Below are 25,367 nucleotides of genomic sequence, written 5' to 3'. Positions count from 1 at the left end.
ACAAATTATCGGCTTTAAAATTAAAACCCCAAAATACTATTCTTTTTAGTTATAAATAATTGTATTTATATTTACGTATCTAAAAATTGCGCCGTGAAATCAAAATACATTTTACCTTTATTTCTTATAGTTCAAATTATTTTTTATAAAATTCTTGTTTACTTTCCAGATTTTGTGGAGGGCTTCTACAGCAAAAATTTATATATCAGGATTTCACATTTTTCAAGAATGCTTTTAGGCAAAATTCCATTTTCTGTTGGCGACTTTTTTTATGGCCTCTTAATCATTTCTATGATCAGCTGGTTTTGGAGAATCAGAAAGACATGGAAAACAGACTGGAAAGATCATCTTTTAAAAATAGTAGGCAAAATTTCTATTTATTACTTTTTGTTCCATCTGCTTTGGGCTTTCAATTATTATCGTGAGCCCCTTTCTCAAAAAATGAATATTAAAAGAGAATATAGCGATGCAGATTTATTGGCCTTTACCAAAAAACTAATTATAAAAACCAATGAAATTCAGTTTAAAATCACAAAAGATAAAAACGAAAAAATTCAGCTTCCTTATTCCCAAGAAGAAGTTTTTAAAATGAATATAAACGGATATGATAATCTTGCTCGAGAACATTCGTATTTTAAGTACGAGACTTTAAGCGTTAAAAAATCATTATTCAGCCTTCCCTTAACTTATATGGGATTTGGAGGTTATCTTAATCCGTTTACAAACGAGGCACAAGTAAACAATTTACTTCCAATGTATTCTTTCCCTCTTACCTCTTCTCACGAAATGGCACATCAGATAGGTTTTGCGAGCGAAAACGAATGTAATTTTATTGGCGTTTTGGCATCTGTGAAAAACGATAATTTGTATTTTCAATATTCAGGATACAGTTTTGCTTTGCGTTATTGCCTTGGAATCTGGAAATTTAAAAACGAGAAAATTTTTGAAATTTTAAAGAAGCAAGTAAATACTGGAATTTTAAAAAACTATCAGGAAAGTCAAGATTTCTGGAAAAAATACGACACTTTTATAGACAAAGGTTTTCATTTTTTATACGATAATTTCCTGAAATCAAATAACCAGAAAGATGGCATGGAAAGCTACAGCAGGTTTATTGATCTGATGATTAATTATTACAAAACAAGGGAATTATAATTTCTTTTGCTACAGATTAAATGATTGAAAATGATTTCTAATCGCTTTAATCATTTAGCGTAAAAATAGAAATCATTAAAATCTATTCAATCTGTGGCAAAAAAAAATACATTGAACTGTAACAAAAATGATTTCATAACTACTAATACATTATGAGCGAAAATCTAGAACAGTCATTTGTTGCGCAGCTGCAGGCAAATCAGAATATAATCCACAAGATTTGTAGATTATATACTGCTGGAGAAGACGCTCATAAAGACCTGTTTCAAGAGATTACCATTCAGCTTTGGAAAGCTTATCCAAAATTTAGAGGCGACAGTAAATTTTCGACTTGGACATATCGTGTTGCCTTAAACACAGCAATTACCTTATACCGCAAAACCAAAAGAACTATTTCGACCGTAGATTATGAAAACCATCAGCATTTTGTAAAAGATGTTGACTACAATTATGAGGAAGAGGAACAGATTAAACTTATGTACAAAGCAGTTTATCAATTGAATGACATTGAAAAGGCATTAGTTTTTATGTATTTAGAAGACAAAGATTATCAAGAAATAGCTGAAACCTTAGGAATCAGCGAAGTGAATGCGCGCGTGAAAATGAACAGAATTAAGGGGAAACTTAAAAAAATACTAAATCCTTAAAAATTATTATGAAAGAACTGGATTTATTAAAAAAAGATTGGCAAAAGAACTCTGATTCTTTTCAACAAATTTCTGAAAACGAAATCTATAAGATGATTCACAGAAAGTCATCTTCCATTGTAAAATGGATTTTGATTATCAGTATTTTGGAAATTTCGTTTTGGACATTTTCAAATTTATTCATCAATACAGACGACGTATTGCATAAAATGAATCACCCTGAAATTGTAACCGCTTTAGAGTTTCTAACGTACTTTAATTATGTTGTCGTACTGATTTTTGTTTACATTTTCTATAAAAATTACAAAACAATTTCGACCACCATAGCCACAAAATCATTAATGAGTGCTATTTTAAGAACCCGCAAAACGGTTCAATATTATGTATGGTATAATCTCGGAATGATTGTAATTACTGCAATTTTAAGTTTCTTCATTGCTTTTGTCTATAATCCAGACATGGAATTTCTTAGAGAGAAATTAGCGATGAACGGAAAAGCCATGTTTGTTACAATCGGGATATTATTCCTTGTGATATTAGGCTTCTTCGGATTGTTCTGGTGTTTCTACAGAATTATTTACGGAACGCTTTTAAGACGATTATATGCGAATTATAAGGAGTTGAAGAAGATTGACTTTTAAAGTTGCTAAGGTTCTGAGATGCTAAGTTTCTAAGTTTTTTCAACTTGAAACAAATCTACAATCTACTCAGAAATCTAAAATTTCTAGTAATCCCATCGTCTCATTTTATTCAGTTCTTCTTGTGCTTTTATTTCTTCAGCTGGAATAACTTTTAAAAATGAAGGATGTTGTTCGATTGCGTATTCTACTTTTTCTACGATTTGTTCGATAGTATCATTTTCATAATCAATATCAAGAGGTTCTTTGATGATGAAAGATTGTAGAATTCCTTTTTTCTTCATTCGAAGTCCTTTCTTATCGAATGATCTGCGGAAACCATCAATTACAATTGGAATAACGATTGGTTTGTGCTGTTTGATAATATGAGCAGTTCCTTTACGAACGGGTTTGAATGATTTTGTCGTTCCTTGCGGGAAAGTAATAACCCAACCATCTTCAAGTGCAATTCTGATGTTTTCAGTATCATTCGGATTCACTTCTCTTTTTTCGGTCACATCAACACCTTTTGATCGCCAAGTTCTCTCAACTGTAATGGCGCCTACATAAGCCAAAATTCTTGGCAGTAAACCAGCCTGCATCGTTTCTTTTGCCGCTACATAATAAATATTCATTTTTGGCTGCCACAAATAACCAATATTCTTAATCGTGTCTTGACGTCCTGATAAACTGGCATTAAAGACATGAAACATCGCTACAACGTCTGCAAAATAAGTTTGGTGGTTGGAAATAAATAAAACATTAGTATCTGGAAGCGTTTTAATAATTTCAGATCCTTCAATCTGCAATTCATTAAAACCTCTATATCTCTTATGAGTCATGGCACCTAGAACTCGGATCAACCATTTCTTGATGAATAATATATGTCCAAAAGGATTTCGTTTAAACAATCCCATAACTAATTTATCTTATTTTTTTGTTAGGTCGCAAACATACAAAAATTATTCTTTTAGCAACACTATAAAACAATTTCTAGAAATAAGAGGTATCCAAATGAATATCAAATCATTAAATAAACCTTATCAAATTTATTTTTCCATCGCTTCTTTTAAGACATCTCGCAATTCGCTCAAAATCATTGCCGTGGCTCCCCAAACAACATGATTCTGAATATTAAAGGCGGGAACTAAAATATTGGCTCCATAAGAAGTTGATAATCTGGCTTCGATAATAATATCATCATTTAAAAAAACAGATAAAGGCAGTTCGATAATTCCGGCAACTTCTCTTATATCGGGATAAAAAGAAAGTTCTTCTTTGGCAATTCCTAAAAACGGATGCACCAAAAAGTTGCTTGGCGGAATATACATTGGTGAGAAATGTTTAACAATGTCTATTTTATCACTCGTAATTCCAACCTCTTCATGGGTTTCTCTAAGAGCTGTAGTTTCAAAATTTAAATCTTCCTTTTCATACTTCCCGCCTGGAAATGCAATCTGAGCTGAATGAACTCCGTCATAAGCATTTCTAACAATCAAAACCAGATGTGTTTTTTCCTGTTTGGGATAAAACAGCATCATTACCCCCGCCATTCTAGCGTTTAGTGCATCAATATCAAGATTTTTTAATCCCTCTATACGCTCTTTTGGAGCCATTTTTAAATGTGAAGTTACTGCTGGCAGCTCTACTGGAATTATATTGGGAACATATTTCAAAAAGTCTTGAAAATTCATAATCAAAGCTTATTTTTGTATTTTCAAATAAAACATAAATATACTCCAGAAAACGCAGTACCACAAGTTTTCTGCTATTAAAGCCTAAAAAATGTACAGTAAAGAAGAATCACAAAGAATAAAAAGAGAATTTTGGGTAGCTTTTGCCGAAAAATATCCTCGTAAATGGGTGCTTTATGATACGAAAATTAAAGATTTCTCTTTTAAGTTTTATGTTGACAATAAAAAGGCTCAGGTTTTAATTGATATTGAACAGCGAAGCGATGAAAAACGTATTGCTTATTTTGAAAAATTAGAAGCTTTAAAAAACATTCTAGAAGAAGAATTCATCAAAGATTTGGTTTTCGAAAAAAATTATACTCTTGAAAGCGGTAAAACCATCAGCAGAATCTGGGTTGAAAAAACTGGCGTTGGTTTCAGCAATAAAAATACTTGGGATGCTATTTTTGATTTTTTCAACGAAAATATGCACGCGCTAGAAATGTTCTATTTAGAATACGATGAGTTTATTAAGGATGTGGAGAATTGAGGTTCTAAGATACTAAGCTTCTAAGTTTCTGAGATACTAAGATTATATAGCAAACCCGACTGGTTTAAAAACCTGTCGGGTTTATTATTTAAAAACTTAGAATCTTAACATCTCAGAAACTTTTACACAGTAATAATATTATACACAATAATATGATCGTCGTAATTGATGTAAAGCTGTTTTCTATAATCCTGCTTTTTTCGGGTTATGATTGATAATTTACACTCTCTCCCATCATTATCCTTACACATAAAAGAATACAGAATATCGGTATCATTTTCTTCTCTTTCGATATAATCCAAAATATTATAAAGTTGGATTTCTTGCGAATACACAACAATTCTATGCTTATTGGTATCTAAAACCACCGAAAGATTGACCAAATCAAGATTCGACCATTCTCCCCACTTTCCTCTTTCGTTTTTTTCTAAAACACTAAATCCAGATGTTTTAAAATGATAAGTCTGACTCTGAACTTGTTGCAATCCAAAAGCTAAAAAAAATAGTAATATATAGGTGCGTAGAGAATTCATAAAATATTTCTTGCAGGTATTAAAACTCAAATGTAGTCTTTTCTTTGGATGCGGTTTCAAATTCGGCTATCATTTGTTGAATAATTTCTTCAACCGGTAAAATTTCGTGAATCAGACCTGCTACTTGACCAATTTCTAACTCTCCCTCTTCCAAATCTCCTTCAAACATTCCCCTTTTAGCTCTTGCTCTTCCTAGAAGCTGAACCAATTCTTCTTTAGACGGGCATTTTTGGTACAAATCCTGAACATCCTGATAAAACTTGTTTTTTATCAAACGCACAGGTGCTAATTCTTTCAATGTCAATTGCGTACCTCCTTCTATAGTACTAACTATAGTTTCTTTAAAATTATTGTGCGAAGAAGATTCTACAGAAGCAGCAAAACGGCTTCCAACCTGAACGCCATCTGCTCCCAAAACTATAGCGGCAAGCATTCCTCTTCCTGTAGCAATTCCACCAGCAGCAATTAAAGGAATTTGTATTTTTTCTTTAACCATCGGAATCAAAGTCAAAGTAGTCGTTTCTTCACGACCGTTATGACCGCCCGCTTCAAAACCTTCGGCAACTACAGCGTCTACACCAGCATCTTGGGCTTTCAAAGCAAAAACACTACTGCTAACCACATGAACCACTGTAATGCCTTTTTCTTTCAAAAATGAAGTCCAAGTTTTTGGATTTCCTGCCGAAGTGAAAACGATTTTAACGCCTTCATCGACCACAATATTCATAATCTCTTCAATGTTTGGATATAACATCGGAATATTGACACCAAAAGGCTTATCGGTCGCTTTTTTACATTTTTGAATGTGCTCTCTTAAAACTTCTGGATACATAGAACCCGCACCAATAAGTCCTAAACCTCCAGCATTGCTTACAGCTGAAGCCAATTTGTAACCGCTGTTCCAGATCATTCCGCCTTGAATGATTGGGTATTTTATATTGAAAAGTTGGGTGATTTTATTCATTAAAATTATTGCTTGATTATTTTCCCTGTTTTATGCAGATTATCAGCATCAAAACTATAAATGTACAATCCACTTTGAAGCGATTGCAAGGAAAGAACTGGATTTGAATTATTGATTTTTTCTTCTATTAATTTTTGTCCCAATATCGAATAAATAGTTACAGATGCTGTATTATTTTCATTTAAAAAAGAAAAAGAAACTTCATTTTTTGCTGGATTTGGATATACCGCAAACGAAGCTTCTGCGATAAAACTATCAACACTTAATGCTGCTCCAAAATTCGGTATTCCGTATCCGTAATTATTATCAGGGTTCACATATCGATCAGCAGATTGCAAAATCATTTGTCTGATTTCTTTATTGGTTTTGTTTGGAAATGCCTGCCATAAAGAAGCTGCCATTCCTGCCATTATCGGACATGAAAATGAAGTCCCACTTGCTGTTCCAATAACTCCATTTGCATCAGAAACTACCGCCGACACCCCTTGTGCCATAACATCTGGTTTTATTCTTCCATCGTAACTTGGCCCGATTGAACTGGAGCCAGCTCTTACTTTAGATGCATTAACAGAACCAATTGCCAATACTGAAACAGCATCTGCAGGCGAACCAATGTGTTTTTCTGGCTGATTTCCTTCATTTCCCGCTGAAGCTAAAACTAATATTCCTTTACTAAATGCGATTTCTGCGCCACGAGAAATAAAAGTCGTAATCCCGTTCATCTCGCTATAAGTATGATTGTACCTGATTTCATCTCTATCCAAAAAATATCCCAATGAAGTCGTTATGATATCAACACCTAAAGCATCTGCCTTTTCTGCAGCCTCAACCCACAGCGATTCTTCTAACGGAATCTCTTGAGCTTGAATTTCTGTAATAAAAAGGTAATAAGATGCATTTGGAGCAGTTCCAACTAACGAATTTGCTTTAAAACCTCCCATTGTTGAAAGCACCGAAGTTCCATGAGAATCGCCCGTATAAAAATTGGTATTTCTGGTAGTATAATCATAACCGCCTAGAATTTTATTATTATTTCTAAGATTTTCAAATGGCTGTGCAGTATTTACTCCAGGAAAACCACCGTCCATAACGGCAATAATTTTGCCTTCTCCTGTATAATTCTGCTGATGCAGAACTTGCCCGTTTAGCATCTGAATTTGATTCGCAGAATTTCCATACGAATAATCAATAGTTGCTTTTAACTGTTCATGTGTTTGGCTTATCGAAGTCTCTGAAACTCTTTTTCCTGTAGTATTCAAAGTTTTGTCGGCAAATTCAATTCTAGAAACAAAAGCTAACGATTTTAAAGCATTAATATTAGCTTGAGTTCCTTGAATATGAAGTGCATTTAGCCATTTTGACTGCGCTTTTACCGTAATTCCTGTGCTTGAAGTAATTTGATTTACATAGGAAGTTTCCAGAGGAGCATCAGTAATAGTCAAAGTGATATTTTGGTTCGTTCTTCGATCCAAAGCTCTTTGAGAAAGTTCTGTTAGCGGATTGTCATAAAAGGCTTGTGCATTAGGCTTACCATTAAAATAAACCCACGCATCTTCTTGTGAAAATACGGTAAACGAAAGAAGTAATAAAAGAAAAGTAAAGTTATATCTCATCAATTTATACCTTTATGGGATTTGCTCCCAAATAAAGTATAAAGCTAAGAAATTACTCCCGAACCAACTAATTCATTTTCTAAATACCAAGCAACAAATTGTCCTTCTGTAATAGCAGACTGCGGCTCTTCAAACTCCACATACATTCCGTCTTCAAATTGATATAAAACCGCTTTTTGCAAAGGCTGACGGTAACGGATTCTTGCCATCACTTCCATTTTTTCACCTGCTTTTAGTGTCATATCTTCTCTAACCCAATGTACTTCAGATTGTCCAACAAAAAGCGCTTTTTTGAATAAACCTGGATGCTCGCTAGACATACCTGTATAAATGGTGTTGGTTTCTACATCGGTTGCAATTACAAATAAAGGCTCTGTTGTTCCTCCAACATTTAGACCTTTTCTTTGCCCAACTGTAAAGTAATGAGCTCCTTGGTGTTTTCCAACCACTTTTCCCATTGTTGGAATATAGTCTAGTTTTTGAGATTCTAACTTTAATCTTTCTTCCAAAGAAAGTTCAGCCGATTTCTCAATATTGTAAATCGGATCATTTTTATCAACCTGAACAATTTTACCTTCTTTAGGCTGTAGTTTTTGCTGTAAAAATTCTGGAAGACGAACTTTTCCAATAAAACACAAACCTTGAGAATCTTTCTTTTCTGCAGTAACCAATTCCATTTCAGCCGCAATTTCTCGCACTTCTGGTTTTGTTAAAGCTCCAATAGGAAATAGAGCTTTTGACAATTGTTCCTGCGACAATTGGCATAAGAAATACGATTGATCTTTGTTTACATCATTTCCGGCAATCAATTGATACACCGTTTTTCCGTCCACTTCGATTTCAGTTTTTTGACAATAATGCCCAGTTGCAACATAATCTGCACCAAGCCTTAAAGCGATTTTCATAAACACATCAAATTTGATTTCGCGGTTACAAAGCACGTCAGGATTTGGAGTTCTCCCTTTTTCGTATTCGTTGAACATATAGTCAACGATTTTCTCTTTGTATTCTTCGCTCAAATCAACTGTTTGAAACGGGATTCCGAGCTTTTCAGCAACAAGTAAAGCATCGTTACTGTCTTCAAGCCAAGGACATTCGTTCGAAATAGTAACTGAATCATCGTGCCAATTCTTCATAAAAAGGCCAATAACTTCGTATCCCTGCTGCTGCAATAAATATGCTGCAACACTAGAATCTACTCCACCTGAAAGTCCAACAACTACTCGTTTCATTTTGAAATGTTTAATTTTTTAAGGTTGCAAATATACGCCAAATAATAGAAAATTTTAGCATGGTTTTCATTAGTTTAAGCAATCTCGCGGTAGATAAAACTTATTACTTTTTTAAGTACATTTAATCATGCATTTTTATCCTATGAGAAAATACATTTACAGCTTATTTTTCTTTCTCGCCTTAACGTCATTAAGCGCGCAGCGATTTAGCGCTTCTTTATCAAATTATGAAGCGTATAAGGCATTTAGAGGAAAACCTTTGTCTGATAAATTTTCGAATATCGAATCTGTAAAAGTGATTTATGATCTTCGAAAACAGAAAATGTATTATTTCAACAGCAGCGTTATTCCGCTTCATTACGATTTTGTTGTCAATTATTTGGGCTACAGTCAAGATCTTGAAGTTTTTAACAATGAAAATTACAGTAATACGGAGAAAAACAGAGACTTCCTTCTCGGAAATTTAAACCACATTAAAGGAACCGATAAATGGATTTTTGAACTCGCAGCATCCGATCATATGCCTTTACCATTGATTGAACGTTTCTTCAATATGGTTAAAAGTTCCACTTTTATTGGCGAAAAGCTTAAATTTTACTTGAATAATCCAGAAATGATGGAATGGTTTCAACAGCAAAAATTCAAAATTCCTTGTATAAAATCAGATTATATTTTTGGCGAAATTAAATATCAGGAAGTTGTTCGAGGAAGTAATGTTGGAATTCTAAAAAAATATAAAATCAAAGAATTAGAAACTGTAAAACCAAATTCTGATGAAATCGTTATTTTAGACGGAACGCCTGATATTCTCCCAAACGTTCGAGGCATAATTGTAAACGAACTTCAGACACCTTTAAGCCATTTGGTTCTTTTAGGAAAAAATAGAAAGATTCCAATTATGGCTTACACCGATATTGAAAAAGATAACAATATCAAAAAACTGCTTTCAAAAAAAGTAGAATTAAAAATAGAAGTCGATACTTTTTTCATCAAAGAAACCACTAAAAAAATTCCAGTGAAATCTGCTGGAAAAAAGAAAAAACTCACTATCGACAATTCTGTAACTGATTTGGTCAACTTATCTGAAATTCCAAAAAAGGGAGTGAATTATATTGGCTCGAAAGCACAAAACATGGCGTATTTAATTGCAATTTCAAAAGAAATCCCATTTAAAGTTCCAGAAAATGCGCATGCTATTCCGTTCTATTTTTATACACAACACATTCAAAAAGCTTCTATTTATCCATTAATTACTGAACTTTTAGCTTTTCCCAAAAAAGATTCTACAATTTGGATCAATAAACAGCTTAAGAAAATAAGAGACGCTATCAAAAAAGAACCTATTGATCCCGAATTAATTTCAAAATTGAATATTGCTTTTAAAGATGCGAAATTCAAAAATTTCAGATTTCGTTCCTCTACCAACGCAGAAGATTTGGATGATTTTAATGGCGCTGGGTTATATGATTCAAAAACAGGAATTTTAGGCGATTCCATAAAAACTTTTGAAAAAGCCATAAAACAAGTTTGGGCAAGCGTATGGAATGAGGCTTCGTATAACGAAAGAGAACTTTTTGGAATTGACCAGCAAAATATTGCCATGGGCGTTTTAGTGCATCGTTCGTTTCCTGACGAATTAGCAAATGGCGTTATTATCACCAAAAATATATTTAGAGAAAACTTTCCTGGAATTACGGTTAATGTTCAAAAAGGAGAAAACTCTGTTGTAAAACCCGAAAAAGGAGAAATCTGCGAACAATTTGTTGCCTATCATTTCAATGACGGAAAAGACGAAACCGATTTTGATATCGATTATACTTCCAATTCAAATTTAAACAATAACGAGCCTTTATTGACCCGAAAAGAAATGAGCAATCTGTATGATGTCAGCAAAAAAATTGAGACCAAAATGTATCGCTATTGGCGTAAAAACCAATTTCATCCCGTCGATATCGAGTTTAAAATTATGGGCGAAAAAAGAGATTTATATATCAAACAAGTTCGTCCGTTCAACGATTAATTAAAGATACTTATTATTATCCTAACAGGTTTGAAAACCTGTTAGGTATCTTACGATATAAACAAAATGATCTGCATTTGATTTCAGACAATACCTAACAGGTTTTAAAAACCTGTTAGGATATTAATAAAAAACCAATAAATCTATTTCGCTATTTGCGGTATTAATTAGTACAATTCTAAAATCAAAATCTTCAATTTTAATTTTATCTTGAATTGATTTTCTAATTATTTCTGGTTTTAAAGAAAAGTTTTCGTCAAGCGGAATTTTCACGTCAACAGAATTCAGGTATTTTGAAGCTTTTTTATTGACGATAATCGAAGCAGCGACATAAAATCCAATGATAATGATTTGAAAAAACAGCAGTAATTCAATCTTTTCAAACGGATACATTATATCTAAAATAGACAGCGTAATGGTTGCAAAAAGGAAAATGATTGCATTAACAGTAAAAGATTGTGTTCTAAATCGGAGAATTGAAAAAATAGCGAAGAGACCAAACCCAATTCCTACTCCAATTTCGATTTTGGTAAATAAATAACAAAGCGAAAAAGTGCAAAGCCCAACAATAACCATCAACGGATTTATAGTTGCATTATCTTTTCTGTTGGAGAAAAAATACAGAACTAAAATTGAGCAAAACAGCAGTACAAATCGTCCTAAAAGTTCATTTAAATCCATTGGTTAGCATAATTGGTTAATCAAATGTAAACATTTTACAATTAACCTTTTATTATTTTAAGCAATGAATTCTGAGATTTTAAATTCTTATTTTTTTGACGTTCCTCCTTTTTCAGAAGCTTTATTCGTGTTTTTAGGATCGCTCATATTTACTTCTTTTACCAATTTTCCTTTTTGGTAAAACTGCCAGATTCCTGCTTTTTTGCCATTTACAAATTTACCTTTAGAAGCAATCGATTTGTCTGAATCATAAAAAACAGCATCACCATTGTATTCGTTATTTTTAAAATAAGATTCTTCTAAAAGCGTTCCGTCTTGCCCTATTTTTTTATATGGTCCTTCTTTTAAACCATTTTTATAAGTCATCTCTTCTGCAACTTGAGCATTTGGATAATAAATAGTTTTCAAACCTTCTAATTTCCCATTCTTATAATTTTCAACAGACATTACAACTTTAGAAGCTTTATGATAATACTTCCATTCTCCATCTCTTGCTTTTCCGATTTCTTTACCTTCGCTTACTTTATTCTTATTCTGATCATAAAAAATAGTATAAGAACTTCCATCATTTGCACTAAAATCTCTTGTAGCTATAACATCGCCTTTTTTTGTATCATCAAAAAATTTAAAAACACCAGTTTCTTTCCCATGATCAAAAGTTCCTTCATATCGAGGGCGTTTAGACTCGGCATAAGTTCCTTTCCAAAGTCCGTCTTTTTTTCCGGCTGCGTCAACTTTATTAATATCAGTCTGGGCATTTGAAACTAATGCTGTTAGGAATAATAATCCAAGTATGATTTTTTTTGAGATCATGGTAAATTCTATTTTTAAGCTTAACGAAAATCTTAATTATAAAGTATAATGGTATAAAAAAATCCCGATAAATCGAGATTTTTTTTATTGAGAATTATTTCTTCTTTTTGTTTGCTTGAGCTGCTTTTGCCGCTTCTTGCTGTTCCATCACTTCTTGAAGACGCTGTTGGAACTTGCTTGGTTTCTTAGGCTCTCTTTGTTTGTTTTCTTGAATCTGAGCATGAATCTTATCACTGTCTACTATGTAATTCTTGATCACAAACATAATTCCGATTGTAATTAAGTTCGAGATGAAGTTGTATAAAGATAACCCAGAACCGTAATTGTTGAAGAAAATTAACATCATTAATGGTGAAACATAAATCATGATTTTCATCATTTTTGCCATGTCTGGCATACCTTCTTGTTGAGGAGCTGCCATTTGCTGGTCTCCAGAAGTCATTTTCATGTAGAAGAAAATCGCAATTGCTGCCAAGATTGGGAACAAACTGATATGGTCTCCATACATCGGAATATTGAATGGTAATTTTACAATCGAGTCAAAAGATGATAAATCGTCTGCCCAAAGGAAACTTTTTTGTCTTAATTCAAATGCCGCAGGGAAAAACTGGAACGATGCGTACATGAAAGGCAACTGAATCAATGCTGGAATACATCCTGCCATTGGGTTTACACCTGCTTTGTTGTACAGTTTCATTGTTTCCTGCTGTTTCTTCATTGGGTCTTTTTTGAATTTCTCTCCCAACTCAGCGATATCAGGTCTTAAAACTTTCATTTTAGCCTGAGACAAGAATGATTTATACGTAATTGGCGACATAGCCAATTTGATGATAATTGTAAAGATAATAATCGCAATACCTAATGATAAACCGATTGTTGAACTTAAGAATCCGAATAACGGAATGAAAATCCATTTGTTAATCCATCCGAAGATTCCCCATCCTAATGGAATAATCTTTTCGAAGTTTTTATCGTAAGCTTTTAATGTTTTGTAATCTGCAGGACCCATATACAAATTCATTTTGTAATCGATCTCTCCATTTGAAAACGCTAAAGGCAAGTTTGCTCTAAACTGTTTAGTGAAAACAGTATCAATTTTTTCGTCTTTAACTAAATCGTCAGATTGTAATTTTGAAGTTTCAAAAGGTTTCTCTGTAGATAAAATCGTAGTAAAGAAATGCTGTTTGAAAGCTACGTAACTCACTTTTGTCGGTGTTTCTTCTTTACCTTGTCCGTGTGAACTTACGTTATTATATTTTGATTCTTCGTATTTGAAATCAATTTGTGCATAACGGTTTTCATACGCAACGCTTTTTTCGTTTCTGTATGTTTTTAAATCCCATTGCAAATCAACTGGTTTAGCAGAATTTAAAACTCTGTTTAAACCTTGAGAACGAATATCAAAACCAACTAAATAATCGTTTGGCTTTAAAATGTATTTATATTCTAAAAATTCATTAGCTCCAGCTTTCAAACGCATAGAAAGAACTTGGTCTGCACCAATTTTTTCTAATGTTGGTTCGAAATACAAATCTTTAGAATTTAATGTCCTATTATCTGTAGTAAGAAGCTGTAAATTTAAGTTTGAGTTGTTGTTTTTGATTAACTCAACTAATTGACCAGAACCTTTTTTTAATCTTTCGAATTCTTTTAAAGTAGCTTCAACAATATATCCACCTTTATTAGCAATCTTTAATCTTAATTTTTCGTTTTCGATTGTAGTAAAAGCTTCTTTTGCAGAAGGAAGTGTTGCAGAATAAGCAAATCCTCCTAAAGTTTTTTGCAATTGAGTCAATTGAACTGTATCTCCAGGAGTTACAGCTGTAGCTGGTAATGATACAGCTTTAGCTTTATCTGCTTTTGCTTGTGCTTCTTGTTTAGCAACTAATTCTTTCTTGGCTTTCTCAGCAGCAATTTCTTTTTCAGAAGGCTGATTTTGATACATGATCCAAATCAAAATTCCAAAGATCAACACAAAACCAATGATCGAATTGAGGTCTAATTTTTTTTCTTCCATTATTAATTTAAAAAAGTTATTCGTTGAAGGTTATTAGTACTGAGTTTAACTCAAATGTTACATCTTCACAGAATATAATTATTATTTTTTATGTGCATTTACAGCAGCAGCCACAAAGTTCACAAAAATAGGGTGCGGATTAGCAACAGTACTCTTGTATTCTGGGTGGTATTGTACACCAATGAAGAATGGGTGATTTTCAAGCTCCACAATTTCAACTAATCCTGTATCAGGATTAACTCCAGAAGCTTTTAAACCAGCTTTTTGCAATTCGTCAGCATATTTATTGTTGTACTCATAACGGTGACGGTGACGCTCCGAAATAGTTTTTTCTCCGTAAATTTTGTATGCTAAAGTGTCTGGTTTAATATCACATTTCCAAGCACCTAAACGCATTGTTCCTCCTTTATCGGTTACATTTTTCTGCTCTTCCATTAAACTCACAACCGGATGAGGCGTTTTGTCGTTCATCTCTGTTGAGTTCGCTTCTGCATAACCTAAAATATTTCTAGAATATTCGATAACAGACATTTGCATTCCTAAACAAATTCCGAAGAAAGGAATATTGTTTTCACGAACGTAACGAACTGCTTCAATTTTTCCTTCAATACCTCTTTCACCAAAACCTGGAGCAACTAAAACTCCGTCTAAAGAACCTAATTTTTCTTCCACATTTTCAGCATTGATATGCTCTGAGTGAATTGAAATTACGTTTACTTTTGTTTCGTTTGCAGCTCCTGCATGAATGAACGCCTCTAAAATAGATTTGTAACAATCTTGCATTTCTACATATTTCCCAACCAAACCAATATTTACAGTTTGTTTTGGACTTTTTAATCTTTTTAAGAAAGTGTTCCAGTTTTTAAGATCCGGAGATGCTTTTTTAGGTAAATCTAATTTCTTTAAAGCTACAACATCTAATCCTTCTTCAAGCATTAAATTTGGAACTTCATATATTGTAGAAGCATCAATAGATTGAATAACTGCTTCTTTCTTCACATTACAGAATAAAGCTAATTTCTGGCGTAATTCCTGAGACAATTCGTGCTCAGTTCTACAAACCAAAATATCGGCTTTAATACCGCTCTCCATTAAAGTTTTAACAGAGTGTTGTGTTGGTTTTGTTTTTAATTCACCTGCTGCAGCCAAATAAGGAACTAATGTCAAATGAATAACGATTCCGTTATTTTCACCTAATTCCCAAACTAGTTGACGAACAGATTCTATATAAGGTAGAGATTCAATATCACCAACTGTACCGCCAATTTCAGTAATAACAATATCATAATCGCCAGATTTACCTAGCAATTGCATTCTGTCTTTGATTTCGTTTGTGATATGAGGAACAACTTGAACCGTTTTTCCTAAAAATTCTCCTCTTCTTTCTTTTTCAATAACCGAAAGATAAACTCTTCCTGTAGTAACGTTATTAGCCTGAGAAGTAGGAACGTTCAAGAAACGCTCGTAGTGTCCTAAGTCTAAGTCAGTTTCAGCTCCATCATCTGTCACATAACATTCTCCGTGCTCATACGGGTTTAGTGTCCCCGGATCTACGTTAATATATGGATCAAATTTCTGAATTGTAGTGCGGTATCCTCTTCCTTGTAACAATTTTGCCAAAGATGCCGCGATAATCCCTTTTCCTAATGAAGAGGTCACACCTCCTGTAACAAAAATATATTTTGTTTGATTCATTCTGTTGTTGTTTGTAAGTAGTTGTGTAAAAAACTTGGCAAAAGTACAAATTTAATTAGACAATTTATCAATTCCAGAATGAGATAATTTTTAAAATTTTAGAGTTCTTTCGAATTAGATAAAGGTTTAAAGTTCGACTATAAGAAAACGAAAGGTTTTACTGATTTTAGCTGCAAATTCGCAACTAATAAACAATAACCTTAACAATTTAAAAATCCGATTTTTTATTGAATTGGACAATTATTAGACCCTTTTTTACATATGTAATATAAAATCAGGAATTATCTCTTTGAAATTTTTCATGCAAGTAGACAATACTTGCTGTAGAGGTAAGTTTTGAGCAAAAAAAAATACTATAATTTAAAAAACACTGACTTGTACACATTTATGAATTCAGGCTGGAATTCTGTGGTATCATTATGTTTTTAGAAATTATAATATTTTGTATTTCAAACTTATATAAAAAAATCGAAATCACAAAAGATTTTTCCTACTTTTTAAATAGGTTTCGGATATTGCTTCTTAATATTTCGAATCAATTCTTCCAATCCGTTCAATTTCAACTCATAAATCAATTGTAATTGCTGCCCTAATTCTCCTTTTGGAAATCCTTTATTATGATACCAAACCACATAATATTCAGGCAAGTCTATTAGATATTTCCCCTCGTATTTTCCGAAAGGCATTTTGGCGTGGGCTAATTTTATGAGTTGTTTTTTGTCTTGATCCATAGTTTTTAAGAAGAAAGAAGCAAGAGGAAAGGCTTCTACTTTTCTCTTGCTTCAATTCTATGCAAAGCTATTATTTATTTGCCACAGATTAAAAGGATTCTCACAGATTATTAAATCGAAAATTAAAAAACTTAGAATCTTAGCGTCTCCGCATCTTAGCGCCTTAAAAAAAAGAAGCAAGAAAAAAGAACCTTATTTCAATCCTCTCTTCCTGCTTCAAAAATATTATTTATTACCAATTTCCAAAGACCAAGAAAACTTAGAATCTTAGCACCTCAGGATCTTAGCAACTTAGTAATGCCATCTCACGAAAGCTTCCATTGCAGCATATGTAGCCAAACCTAATTGGTGATACAACTCAGCTGTTTCACGGTTTCTGTCTTCTGCTCTCTGCCAGAACTCTCTTGCGTCTGTTCCTTGGAAAACAACTCCGTCTTTTTGAGATTGGTGTTTGAAGATCCCGTGACGTTTTGCTAAAACTTGGTCTGGACTCATCGGAACTGCCATTTCAACTTCGTCAATTCCCCACTCTTGCCAAGCTCCACGGTATAACCATAACCAGCAATCGTTCATGAATTCTTTTGGTTTTAAAACTTTAACCGCTTCAAAAATTGCATCTAAACAAACTTTGTGTGTTCCGTGCGGATCAGCTAAATCTCCAGCTGCATAAATTTGGTGCGGTTTAATTTTTTCAATTAAATCAACTGTCAACTGAATATCTTCTGGTCCGATTGGTTTTTTCTCGATTGTTCCTGTTTCATAGAAAGGCAATTCCATAAAGTGAATTTGAGAATCTGGAAGACCCACAAAATAACTTGTAGCTCTCGCCTCTCCTTTTCTGATCAAACCTTTAATATAACGAACTTCTGGAATATCAATTTCGCTGTTCTTTTTGTTCTGTAAAAATGCTTCTGCTTTTTTGTAGATGTTATCTGCCTCCTCGCTTTTGATTCCGAATTTCTCGTTGTAATCAATTACGAATCTTGCAAAACGCAATGCTTCATCATCAGCAACCGCAATGTTTCCAGATGTTTGGTATGCTACGTGCACCTCATGCCCTTGCTCTTGCAGACGCATAAAAGTTCCCCCCATACTAATAATATCGTCATCAGGGTGCGGGCTGAAAATCAATACACGTTTTCTAGCAGGTTCTGCTCTTTCAGGACGATTGGTATCATCTGAATTTGGTTTTCCACCTGGCCAACCTGTAATTGTATTTTGTAATTTATTAAAAATCTTAATGTTAGTATCATAAGCTGGACCTGAATCTGCCAATAAATCGCTCATACCGTTTTCGATATAATCAGCATCTGTAAGCATTAAAATTGGTTTTTTAAGATCTAATGCCAATCCTAAAACCGCTTTACGAGTCAATTTATCTGTCCAAACAATTTTCTCAACCAACCAAGGCTTGTTAATTCTCGTTAGTTTTGAAGAAGCTTCTTTATCTAAAACAAAAACCGCATTGTTGTGCTCTTGCAAGAAAGATGCAGGAACTCGGTTTGTAACTTCATCTTCAACAGATTTTTTTACAATGTTTGCTTTTCCTTCACCCCAAGCCAATAAGATTACTCTTTTTGCTTCCATGATTTTTTTAACTCCAAGCGTGATAGCCGTTCTTGGCGTATTATTCAAACCAAAGAAATCTTTACTTGCCGCAACTCTTGTAATATGATCCAAAGCCACTAAACGAGTTTTAGAGTTTTGAAGCGAACCAGACTCGTTAAATCCGATATGTCCGTTTCCTCCAATTCCAAGAATCTGAAGATCGATTCCGCCTAAAGCTTCAATTTTAGCTTCATATTCGTGGCAATAATCTGCAATCTGCTCTTTTGTCAAAAGTCCGTCTGGAACGTGAGCGTTTTCAGGTAAAATATCGACATGATCAAACAAAAGTTCCTTCATGAAACGAACATAACTGTTGATTGAATTCGGTTCCATTGGATAATATTCATCCAAGTTAAAACTGATTACGTTTTTGAAACTCAAACCTTCTTCTTTGTGAAGGCGTACTAATTCAGCATATAATCCTTTTGGAGAAGAGCCTGTTGCCAAACCTAAAATACAAGGTTTTCCTTCTTTTTGTTTTTCTTTGATTAAAGCTGCAATTTCCTGCGCTACTTCTTTTGAAGCTTCTGTTGAGTTTTCAAAAACAACCGTATTGATGTTTTCGAATCGTTTTTCGAAACCTGTTGCTTTGTCGATTTTACTTTTTAACATGATATATTAATTTTTATTTTTTTCTTTCTGAACAAACCCATCGGTGAATATTTTTAACACAAGAAGCATAGTTTTATTTGCTTAATTAAAAAAGGCGTTTCACTAATTTAAATGCACATAGCTTATCTATGTGTGGAAACTAGTTTCTTTTACTCTCTTCTTTTTAAAGATAAAGATCTATGTTTCTATGTGTTAATATTTACTTTTTTTTTTAATCACCCAATGTATTCTTCAACTACCATTTCCTGTATTTATGCCCTCTTACAGCATAAAACAAAATCATTGCATAAGAAGGCAGTAGCATTAAATACGCCAATTGATTACCGCTTTTTGAAACATCTTGCATATTTTTTGCAAGATTTGCAGAATTGATGCTTTCAGTGATCATTCCATAGAATAATGGAAAAACCGCTCCACCAATAATTCCCATAATCAAAATAGCGCTTCCTATTTTTGTATAACCTCCTAAATCCTGCAAAGCCATTGGCCAGATTGCAGGCCAGCATAATGCATTTGCCAATCCTAAAAGCGCTACTAAAAATATTACCAATGGTATACTTGGAGTTCCTGGCAATGCAATCATTATTTTTGGCGAAATCAACACAATCGCTAAAACCAGCACTAATCCTAGCATCCCAGACACTTTTAAAGCTGTGACTTGAGAAACATATTTAGGAATCAAGACTATCCCAAGAACGTATCCGATAACCATTGCCGACATCGTAAATGATGTTAATTTTAGATAGAAATTTCCTTCTTCGCCGTAAACTCCCAATTGTTTTCCGAAAGCTCCAATAGAATCTCCCGCTAAAACTTCGGCAGATAAATACAGCATTAAAGTAATTACTCCTAAAACCAGTTGCGGGTGCTGAAAGGCATTTTTAATCTGTTTGAAAATACTCAATTCTGATACATTTCCTTCTTCATCCAAATCAATTTCTGGCAAAGGAGAAAATTTCACCATAAGAGCTAAAACAGTAATAATCAACCCCATATAAAGATACGGTGTTTGTAATTGTAATGCAAGTGAATTTAATGCGCTCGTTTTTGCAGCTTCGTCCATCAAGGCAATTTTGTCTGCGGTAAAGTCTTGCATATTAGACAAAACCAAAACTGTTAGCACAATTGGCGCAACAAATCCTGCCAATTTATTAGCAATTCCTAAAACACTGATTCTTGCAGCGGCACTTTCTCTCGGTCCAATCACCACTACATACGGATTTGAAGCCGTCTGTAAAACTGCCAAACCAGTTCCCATTACAAACAAGGCTAATAAAAACAACAGAAATGTACGACTAGAAGCCGCTGGATAAAACATAAAAGCTCCTGCGGCGATAATCAATAATCCTAAGGAAATTCCATTTTTATATCCCACTTTTTCAATGATATATGAAGAAGGAACTGCCATTACGAAGTAGGCAATATAAAATGCAAAAGTCACAAAATAGGCTTGCGAAGAAGTTAGTTCGCAAGCTAATTCAAAAAACGGAATTAGTGGTCCGTTAAGCCAGGTTACGAACCCTAGAATAAAAAATAACAAGGTTAAAATTACCATCGGAACAATGGTACTTTTTTTCTCTACTTGTAATGTACTTTGAATGTTTGTCATAATTTTTGGTTGATTTAGTTATAGATTTATTTAATTCAAAATCTAAATTAGAATCAACTCTCACATTATTGATTGCGTAATTTATGCAAATATCTGCATTTTTTTTGCAAAACAAAAGTACTATATTAAATTTCCTTATTCTCTAATTTAGATATGAAAGTTTTGTTAATTTTTGTTATTCCAATTTAAATCAGGATAATATTTTGCCAAATATGTTTTTACTTCGGCAATATCTTCCTTGGCAGTTAAGTCTGGAACGTGCTCAGAAAACGGAATTCCGACAGTAGTTTGCGGATTTTCCTTAACAGAGTTCAAAAGAACCGTTGGAAGTTCTTTTTCATCACGCTCTGGATGAACAGGACAATTTTTAAGATGTATATATAAGGTCTTGCCGTTAAACTTAAAAGCATTCATACTGACACGTATTTTACCTTCTGCATCTTTATATTGTTCTAAGTCTTCTTCCGTAGGTTTTTCTAAAATATCCAACAGCTGATTGTTTTGATCTAATTTTGCAATCGCAAAACGCGAAATACGCTCCAATGGAAAATCCATTGCATCACGATCATAACTAATAAAAGCGTTCGGACTTTCGGTTTCTCTCAAAGCACGCAAAGCTTCAGCAGAATATAGATTATCACTATTACAAACCGAATAAAACTGCGAATTTAGTTCTGGATATTGCTCTACAGCCTGAAACAGAGCATCTGCAGTTCCAAAAGGCTTTACCCTTCCTTCTGGAATATATTGAACAGCAAATGAAATATTGAGTCCGTGAAAATCATTATCTTTCATTTTACTGCCGTAAAACTCCTTGAATAGTTCTCCTTGTTCTCCTATAATAATATATATGTTTTTATAGCCTGCTTTTTTAGCATTCCATAAAAGATAATCCAAAAGAGGTCTTCCGCTTGCGCCAACACCTATAAGACCTTTACTTCTTTCGTTGGCTTGCGCAATTTCTTCTGGAGATAGATTATTTGTAACCGCTTCTTTTTTCATACGAGAAGAAGCTCCGCCGGCTAAAATCACTAAACTGTCGTGCATTTTATTTTAATTTTCAATATTATCAATAATTCGTACTCCGGGATCAACATTTACCGCATAAGCTTCTTGCGCTCCAGCGTCTAAAATCGCTTTTATAACCACATCTTCATTTTTTGGATCGGCAATTACCACGATACTTCCGCCACCGCCAGAACCCACAATTTTTGCTCCGTATGCTCCAGCTTTCAATGCCGCATTAATCATAGCATCAATTCTTGGAACCGTAATTTTCAGCAAATCGCGTAAAACTTCATGATGGCCATTCATTAAGGATCCAATTTTTTTAAGATCTAAAACTGGTTTTTCAAATTCTTTTAAAGCCTCTTTAGTATAATGGTAATTCTTGATGGCTGCTTCAAAAAACGGAATCAGACGATCTGGAAGACAATTTCTGTATTTATCGACATCTTCAATTTCTGAAGCATTTAAATCAAACTGCGGATAATTGCGTTTAACCAAATCAATCGCCAATAAAGCATTTCCTTTCAATTCGCCAAGAAGCCCAATTGTTTCCTTAGGAACGCCCGAAACACCTGTAATCAATCCTTTCAATTCCGTACCTATAACATCAAAAGAAAAAGGCTTTTTAGTATTGATGTAAACAATATTTCCAACGCCAATACTAAAATGATCCATCATTCCACCAGGTTCTCCGTGTTCTAAAACCTCAGATTCATAGCCTAATTTTGAAAGAAATTCAGGCGTAACTTCATGATCAATTCCAAAAGCTTCTATCAAGAAACGAATCCAAGCCATCAATAAAGCTGACGAACTCGATGTTCCAGAATTAATCGGAATATCTCCAGTAATTGTAATGGTGTAACCAGATGTCGGTTTACAGCCATATCTGCGTAAGACGCGCAATGAGGATGCAAAATAATCTCTTGGTTCTAATTTTTCGAAAGCCTCGTTGATATCGATAATCCGAATTTCATTAATATCAATCATATTCAGAACAAATGTTTCGGTCTGATTTTGTTTTGCAATTAATTTAATATTTCGATCTATCGCACAGGCTATAACAGGCAATCCTAAGTAGTCTTGATGATCTCCAAAAAGACAGGTTCGGCCGGGAGCTAATGACGTGATTTTTTTCACTTAAACACTTTGTATTAAAACGCTTAAATTCAATAAATTACAGCGTAAATTAGTTATAAATTTATTTTCGGTTTTCGGTTTTGATTTCACGAAACTAGAGATTATATTTTTATAAAACAAGAAAAAACATAAAAATGTGCTCGAACACACATTTTTTGTGTTCTCGAGCACATTTATTAATTCTTACAGAAAAATTACGTTTATTAAATCAAAGTTTTTATATTTGCTCATATGGATAAAAAGTACACAATTAAGGATATAGCACAAATGGCTGGAGTTTCTAAAGGAACTGTAGACCGCGTGCTGCACAACAGAGGAAAAGTCTCTCCTGCTGCACTCGAAAAAATCAATGAAGTTTTGAATGTTATTGATTACGAACCCAACTTAATTGCACGAAATTTAAAAAGCACCAAAGTTTACCGCATTTGTGTCTTGCTTCCAGATCCTGTATTTGACCCTTATTGGCTTCCGTGCGTTAATGGAATCCAAGATGCCATTAAAGAATTCAAAGCTTATAATGTTAATATAGAAATTCATTACTTTAATCCAGAAAGCACCAAATCGTTTCTAAAAACAAACGAAGCCATTGTAGCTCAATCGCCAGATGCTGTTTTATTAACTCCTCTTTTCCATAAAGAAACCTTAGAAATCATAAAACAATATGACGAATTGGGAATTATGGTAAATACTTTCAACAACCAGGTTGAATCTTCTTCTATAAAAAGTTTTGTTGGGCAAGATTTATATAAAAGCGGACGTGTTGCCGCGAGTTTAATGAATTTGATTCTTCCTAAAGGACAGATTGCGATTATCCATATTGATGAAAGCTTAAAAAATGCAGTTCACATGCAAGAAAAAGAGCGAGGTTTTAGAAGTTATTTTGACGAAAAAAATCTTTCTGATTTCTCTTTAACCACATTAAAGCTGAAATATTCCAACATTGAAACTAAACTGACGTCATTCTTGAACGAAAACCCAGATTTGAGTGGCGTTTTCATTACCACTTCGAAAGCTTATCAAATTGCTTCTTCCCTTTCCAATATAACAGACAAAAAAATTGTTTTGATTGGATATGATTTAATCGACAAGAACGTCAGCTATTTAAATCAGGGACTGGTTCACTTTTTAATTCATCAAAATCAGAAGAGACAGGCTTATTTAGGCGTTAGCACTTTAGCAGATCACTTTTTATTCAGAAAAGACATTCCAGAAACTATTTTACTTCCCATTGATATTATTAATGTCGAAAATGCTTCTTTTTATATCAGCTAAAAGTTTTTGCCGCTAAGGCGCTAAGGCACGAAGTTTTTTTCACTTTCAAAGTATAACTTGAATTGCCTCTAGCTTTAGCTGGAGGCAATTCATATTTCTTTTTTACTTTAAAAAAACTTTGCGTCTTAGCGTCTTAGTGGCAAATCACTTCACTAAAACAAACTTTCCAAAAGAAGATGCTATGTGAAAATTTGGTTCGGGAGTATTTGGATCTACCCACGTAATCCAAGTTGGTTCATAATTACCATTTTTATCTTTGGAGAATTTTGCCCTGTAAACACCTGTTTCGATAGTATTATTATGCAATAATCCTAATTCTTCTAAAGATGCAATACTAATTACCCCTGCAACCATAAAAGAAACCTCATCTGCAGAAGATTCTAATTTAATTTGATTTTCAGGCCATTTCCATTCATAATCAAAAACTTTGCCTTGAAGAGCATGAAAGTCCAGTAATCTCGTCGAAGGATCGATTTCAAGACAGTAATATGGATTAAGCTTATCATTTCTTCTAAAAAAAAGCTCCACTCGATCTGAATTACAAATACTATCAACACTATTATCTTTTTGATCGATATAAACGTCTGCATCAAAAACTCTAAAGTTGAAATAGAAATTTTCTTGATCCCATAGCGCGCGAAATTCAATTTTCAAGACCGGTTCGTTATTCCACGGAGAAACAAAATCAGTTAAACAATCTGCTTTTTCCCAAAAAAAAGAATCTAAAATCTGAGTTTCATTCTTTTGATTTTTATCTATTATTTGTACGTGGTATTCTTTCAAAATTCTTCTTCTTAAAATCTGTTAATTTTTCATTTTCAAAAAAGGTCAAAATGACCATTAATTCATTTTACGATTTTGCCTTTTTTCTTCATGACCAATATAGTTCAAAAATTGAATTGAAAAACAAATCAAATTCATAATTAAATCTAAAATTTCACTCTTTTTCAACATAAGAAAAGACTGTTTAATTTTTACGTTTTTACATTAGTCATTGCGAAATTCATAAGTTTTTACAAAAAGAGCATTTATTATTCAAAAAACAGTCAGTTTTAAGAGCTTGAGCATTTCTAAAACATTTTAAAAATATCTCATCTTTTTAAGTCTAAAAAAACGTTTCGCACAATTTTATGTGCTCGAGAACATAAATTTCGTGTGTTCGAGCACATTTTTTGTGTTT

22 protein-coding genes are annotated in these 25,367 nt (G+C 33.4%); 6 read left to right on the top strand and 16 right to left on the bottom strand.

Annotation, left to right across the window (positions count from 1 at the left end; all coding sequences use genetic code 11):
* Positions 1–93 precede the first annotated feature (93 nt).
* The 3 genes from ACNRYB_RS11860 (at position 94) to ACNRYB_RS11850 (ending at position 2,443) form a co-directional block, all read left to right on the top strand.
* The gene (locus tag ACNRYB_RS11860) at positions 94–1,155 is read left to right on the top strand and encodes a DUF3810 domain-containing protein (protein ID WP_066032286.1); all 1,062 of its coding nucleotides are present in this window, start codon (positions 94–96) and stop codon (positions 1,153–1,155) included.
* Between the two features lie 152 nt (positions 1,156–1,307).
* Positions 1,308–1,802, top strand: coding sequence for an RNA polymerase sigma factor (locus ACNRYB_RS11855; protein ID WP_008462500.1), 495 nt, complete (start codon positions 1,308–1,310; stop codon positions 1,800–1,802).
* A gap of 8 nt (positions 1,803–1,810) precedes the next feature.
* The gene (locus ACNRYB_RS11850; RefSeq protein ID WP_008462499.1) at positions 1,811–2,443 is read left to right on the top strand and encodes a hypothetical protein; all 633 of its coding nucleotides are present in this window, start codon (positions 1,811–1,813) and stop codon (positions 2,441–2,443) included.
* A gap of 83 nt (positions 2,444–2,526) precedes the next feature.
* On the opposite strand, the gene ACNRYB_RS11845 is transcribed toward ACNRYB_RS11850, so the two are convergent.
* Entirely contained in the window at positions 2,527–3,336 is an 810-nt protein-coding gene (locus tag ACNRYB_RS11845; protein WP_473730187.1) for a lysophospholipid acyltransferase family protein, read from the bottom strand.
* A gap of 132 nt (positions 3,337–3,468) precedes the next feature.
* Positions 3,469–4,113, bottom strand: coding sequence for an NUDIX hydrolase (locus ACNRYB_RS11840; RefSeq protein ID WP_473730186.1), 645 nt, complete (start codon positions 4,111–4,113; stop codon positions 3,469–3,471).
* 91 nt (positions 4,114–4,204) lie between these two features.
* Here ACNRYB_RS11840 and ACNRYB_RS11835 point away from each other — a divergent pair, with 91 nt between their 5' ends.
* Complete coding sequence (locus ACNRYB_RS11835; RefSeq protein WP_343705762.1) at positions 4,205–4,642, top strand: DUF4268 domain-containing protein; 438 nt, start codon at positions 4,205–4,207, stop codon at positions 4,640–4,642.
* A gap of 122 nt (positions 4,643–4,764) precedes the next feature.
* On the opposite strand, the gene ACNRYB_RS11830 is transcribed toward ACNRYB_RS11835, so the two are convergent.
* From ACNRYB_RS11830 to mnmA, 4 genes are read right to left on the bottom strand one after another with little or no spacing between them, the layout of a single operon-like run.
* Complete coding sequence (locus ACNRYB_RS11830; RefSeq protein WP_473730185.1) at positions 4,765–5,175, bottom strand: hypothetical protein; 411 nt, start codon at positions 5,173–5,175, stop codon at positions 4,765–4,767.
* 19 nt (positions 5,176–5,194) lie between these two features.
* Positions 5,195–6,139: an NAD(P)H-dependent flavin oxidoreductase gene (locus ACNRYB_RS11825; RefSeq protein ID WP_473730184.1), complete on the bottom strand. Its 945-nt coding sequence runs from the start codon at positions 6,137–6,139 to the stop codon at positions 5,195–5,197.
* Between the two features lie 5 nt (positions 6,140–6,144).
* Positions 6,145–7,752, bottom strand: coding sequence for a S8 family serine peptidase (locus tag ACNRYB_RS11820; RefSeq protein WP_473730183.1), 1,608 nt, complete (start codon positions 7,750–7,752; stop codon positions 6,145–6,147).
* 44 nt (positions 7,753–7,796) lie between these two features.
* On the bottom strand, positions 7,797–8,984 hold the full coding sequence (gene mnmA, locus ACNRYB_RS11815) for a tRNA 2-thiouridine(34) synthase MnmA (RefSeq protein ID WP_473730182.1): 1,188 nt from the start codon (positions 8,982–8,984) through the stop codon (positions 7,797–7,799).
* Between the two features lie 142 nt (positions 8,985–9,126).
* Between mnmA and ACNRYB_RS11810 the strand changes: the two genes are divergently transcribed.
* A complete protein-coding gene (locus ACNRYB_RS11810) occupies positions 9,127–11,004 on the top strand; it encodes a PEP/pyruvate-binding domain-containing protein (RefSeq protein ID WP_473730181.1) in 1,878 nt (625 codons plus the stop codon).
* Between the two features lie 123 nt (positions 11,005–11,127).
* Here ACNRYB_RS11810 and ACNRYB_RS11805 read toward each other — a convergent pair whose 3' ends face one another.
* The 9 genes from ACNRYB_RS11805 to ACNRYB_RS11765 form a co-directional block, all read right to left on the bottom strand.
* A complete protein-coding gene (locus tag ACNRYB_RS11805) occupies positions 11,128–11,685 on the bottom strand; it encodes a DUF4956 domain-containing protein (RefSeq protein ID WP_473730180.1) in 558 nt (185 codons plus the stop codon).
* Between the two features lie 87 nt (positions 11,686–11,772).
* Positions 11,773–12,498 (bottom strand): toxin-antitoxin system YwqK family antitoxin, encoded by a 726-nt coding sequence (locus tag ACNRYB_RS11800; protein WP_473730179.1) that lies wholly within the window; start codon positions 12,496–12,498, stop codon positions 11,773–11,775.
* 94 nt (positions 12,499–12,592) lie between these two features.
* Positions 12,593–14,515, bottom strand: a complete 1,923-nt coding sequence (yidC, locus tag ACNRYB_RS11795; protein ID WP_473730178.1) for a membrane protein insertase YidC — start codon at positions 14,513–14,515, stop codon at positions 12,593–12,595.
* An 81-nt stretch (positions 14,516–14,596) separates the two neighbouring features.
* A complete protein-coding gene (locus tag ACNRYB_RS11790) occupies positions 14,597–16,210 on the bottom strand; it encodes a CTP synthase (RefSeq protein WP_473730177.1) in 1,614 nt (537 codons plus the stop codon).
* Positions 16,211–16,707: 497 nt separating this feature from the next.
* Positions 16,708–16,941: a DUF3820 family protein gene (locus tag ACNRYB_RS11785; protein ID WP_473730176.1), complete on the bottom strand. Its 234-nt coding sequence runs from the start codon at positions 16,939–16,941 to the stop codon at positions 16,708–16,710.
* 291 nt (positions 16,942–17,232) lie between these two features.
* On the bottom strand, positions 17,233–19,161 hold the full coding sequence (gene nagB / locus ACNRYB_RS11780) for a glucosamine-6-phosphate deaminase (protein WP_129748427.1): 1,929 nt from the start codon (positions 19,159–19,161) through the stop codon (positions 17,233–17,235).
* Between the two features lie 235 nt (positions 19,162–19,396).
* On the bottom strand, positions 19,397–20,770 hold the full coding sequence (locus tag ACNRYB_RS11775) for a sugar MFS transporter (RefSeq protein ID WP_473730175.1): 1,374 nt from the start codon (positions 20,768–20,770) through the stop codon (positions 19,397–19,399).
* Between the two features lie 165 nt (positions 20,771–20,935).
* Positions 20,936–21,817, bottom strand: coding sequence for a sugar phosphate nucleotidyltransferase (locus ACNRYB_RS11770; RefSeq protein WP_473730174.1), 882 nt, complete (start codon positions 21,815–21,817; stop codon positions 20,936–20,938).
* A gap of 6 nt (positions 21,818–21,823) precedes the next feature.
* Complete coding sequence (locus ACNRYB_RS11765; protein ID WP_473730173.1) at positions 21,824–22,915, bottom strand: mevalonate kinase family protein; 1,092 nt, start codon at positions 22,913–22,915, stop codon at positions 21,824–21,826.
* Positions 22,916–23,146: 231 nt separating this feature from the next.
* Here ACNRYB_RS11765 and ACNRYB_RS11760 point away from each other — a divergent pair, with 231 nt between their 5' ends.
* Complete coding sequence (locus ACNRYB_RS11760) at positions 23,147–24,187, top strand: LacI family DNA-binding transcriptional regulator (RefSeq protein WP_129748431.1); 1,041 nt, start codon at positions 23,147–23,149, stop codon at positions 24,185–24,187.
* Between the two features lie 144 nt (positions 24,188–24,331).
* Here the strand turns inward: ACNRYB_RS11760 and ACNRYB_RS11755 are convergent, their stop codons facing one another.
* Positions 24,332–24,970 carry a sugar-binding protein gene (locus ACNRYB_RS11755; protein ID WP_473730172.1) on the bottom strand — a complete coding sequence of 213 codons (639 nt, stop codon included), beginning with the start codon at positions 24,968–24,970 and terminating at the stop codon, positions 24,332–24,334.
* Between the last annotated feature and the right edge of the window lie 397 nt (positions 24,971–25,367).

This window comes from Flavobacterium sp. CR10 (assembly GCF_055814415.1).
Note: the sequence above shows the minus strand (reverse complement) of the source record. Positions and strands in the feature narration are given on the sequence as shown.

What these genes read in the sequence shown, in the direction of transcription:
- ACNRYB_RS11855 (WP_008462500.1), top strand. Translation starts at nt 1,308, where the DNA reads ATGAGCGAAAATCTAGAACAGTCATTTGTTGCGCAGCTGCAGGCAAAT.
- ACNRYB_RS11850 (WP_008462499.1), top strand. Translation starts at nt 1,811, where the DNA reads ATGAAAGAACTGGATTTATTAAAAAAAGATTGGCAAAAGAACTCTGAT.
- ACNRYB_RS11845 (WP_473730187.1), bottom strand. Translation starts at nt 3,336, where the DNA reads ATGGGATTGTTTAAACGAAATCCTTTTGGACATATATTATTCATCAAG.
- ACNRYB_RS11840 (WP_473730186.1), bottom strand. Translation starts at nt 4,113, where the DNA reads ATGAATTTTCAAGACTTTTTGAAATATGTTCCCAATATAATTCCAGTA.
- ACNRYB_RS11835 (WP_343705762.1), top strand. Translation starts at nt 4,205, where the DNA reads ATGTACAGTAAAGAAGAATCACAAAGAATAAAAAGAGAATTTTGGGTA.
- ACNRYB_RS11830 (WP_473730185.1), bottom strand. Translation starts at nt 5,175, where the DNA reads ATGAATTCTCTACGCACCTATATATTACTATTTTTTTTAGCTTTTGGA.
- ACNRYB_RS11825 (WP_473730184.1), bottom strand. Translation starts at nt 6,139, where the DNA reads ATGAATAAAATCACCCAACTTTTCAATATAAAATACCCAATCATTCAA.
- ACNRYB_RS11820 (WP_473730183.1), bottom strand. Translation starts at nt 7,752, where the DNA reads ATGAGATATAACTTTACTTTTCTTTTATTACTTCTTTCGTTTACCGTA.
- mnmA (WP_473730182.1), bottom strand. Translation starts at nt 8,984, where the DNA reads ATGAAACGAGTAGTTGTTGGACTTTCAGGTGGAGTAGATTCTAGTGTT.
- ACNRYB_RS11810 (WP_473730181.1), top strand. Translation starts at nt 9,127, where the DNA reads ATGAGAAAATACATTTACAGCTTATTTTTCTTTCTCGCCTTAACGTCA.
- ACNRYB_RS11805 (WP_473730180.1), bottom strand. Translation starts at nt 11,685, where the DNA reads ATGGATTTAAATGAACTTTTAGGACGATTTGTACTGCTGTTTTGCTCA.
- ACNRYB_RS11800 (WP_473730179.1), bottom strand. Translation starts at nt 12,498, where the DNA reads ATGATCTCAAAAAAAATCATACTTGGATTATTATTCCTAACAGCATTA.
- yidC (WP_473730178.1), bottom strand. Translation starts at nt 14,515, where the DNA reads ATGGAAGAAAAAAAATTAGACCTCAATTCGATCATTGGTTTTGTGTTG.
- ACNRYB_RS11790 (WP_473730177.1), bottom strand. Translation starts at nt 16,210, where the DNA reads ATGAATCAAACAAAATATATTTTTGTTACAGGAGGTGTGACCTCTTCA.
- ACNRYB_RS11785 (WP_473730176.1), bottom strand. Translation starts at nt 16,941, where the DNA reads ATGGATCAAGACAAAAAACAACTCATAAAATTAGCCCACGCCAAAATG.
- nagB (WP_129748427.1), bottom strand. Translation starts at nt 19,161, where the DNA reads ATGTTAAAAAGTAAAATCGACAAAGCAACAGGTTTCGAAAAACGATTC.
- ACNRYB_RS11775 (WP_473730175.1), bottom strand. Translation starts at nt 20,770, where the DNA reads ATGACAAACATTCAAAGTACATTACAAGTAGAGAAAAAAAGTACCATT.
- ACNRYB_RS11770 (WP_473730174.1), bottom strand. Translation starts at nt 21,817, where the DNA reads ATGCACGACAGTTTAGTGATTTTAGCCGGCGGAGCTTCTTCTCGTATG.
- ACNRYB_RS11760 (WP_129748431.1), top strand. Translation starts at nt 23,147, where the DNA reads ATGGATAAAAAGTACACAATTAAGGATATAGCACAAATGGCTGGAGTT.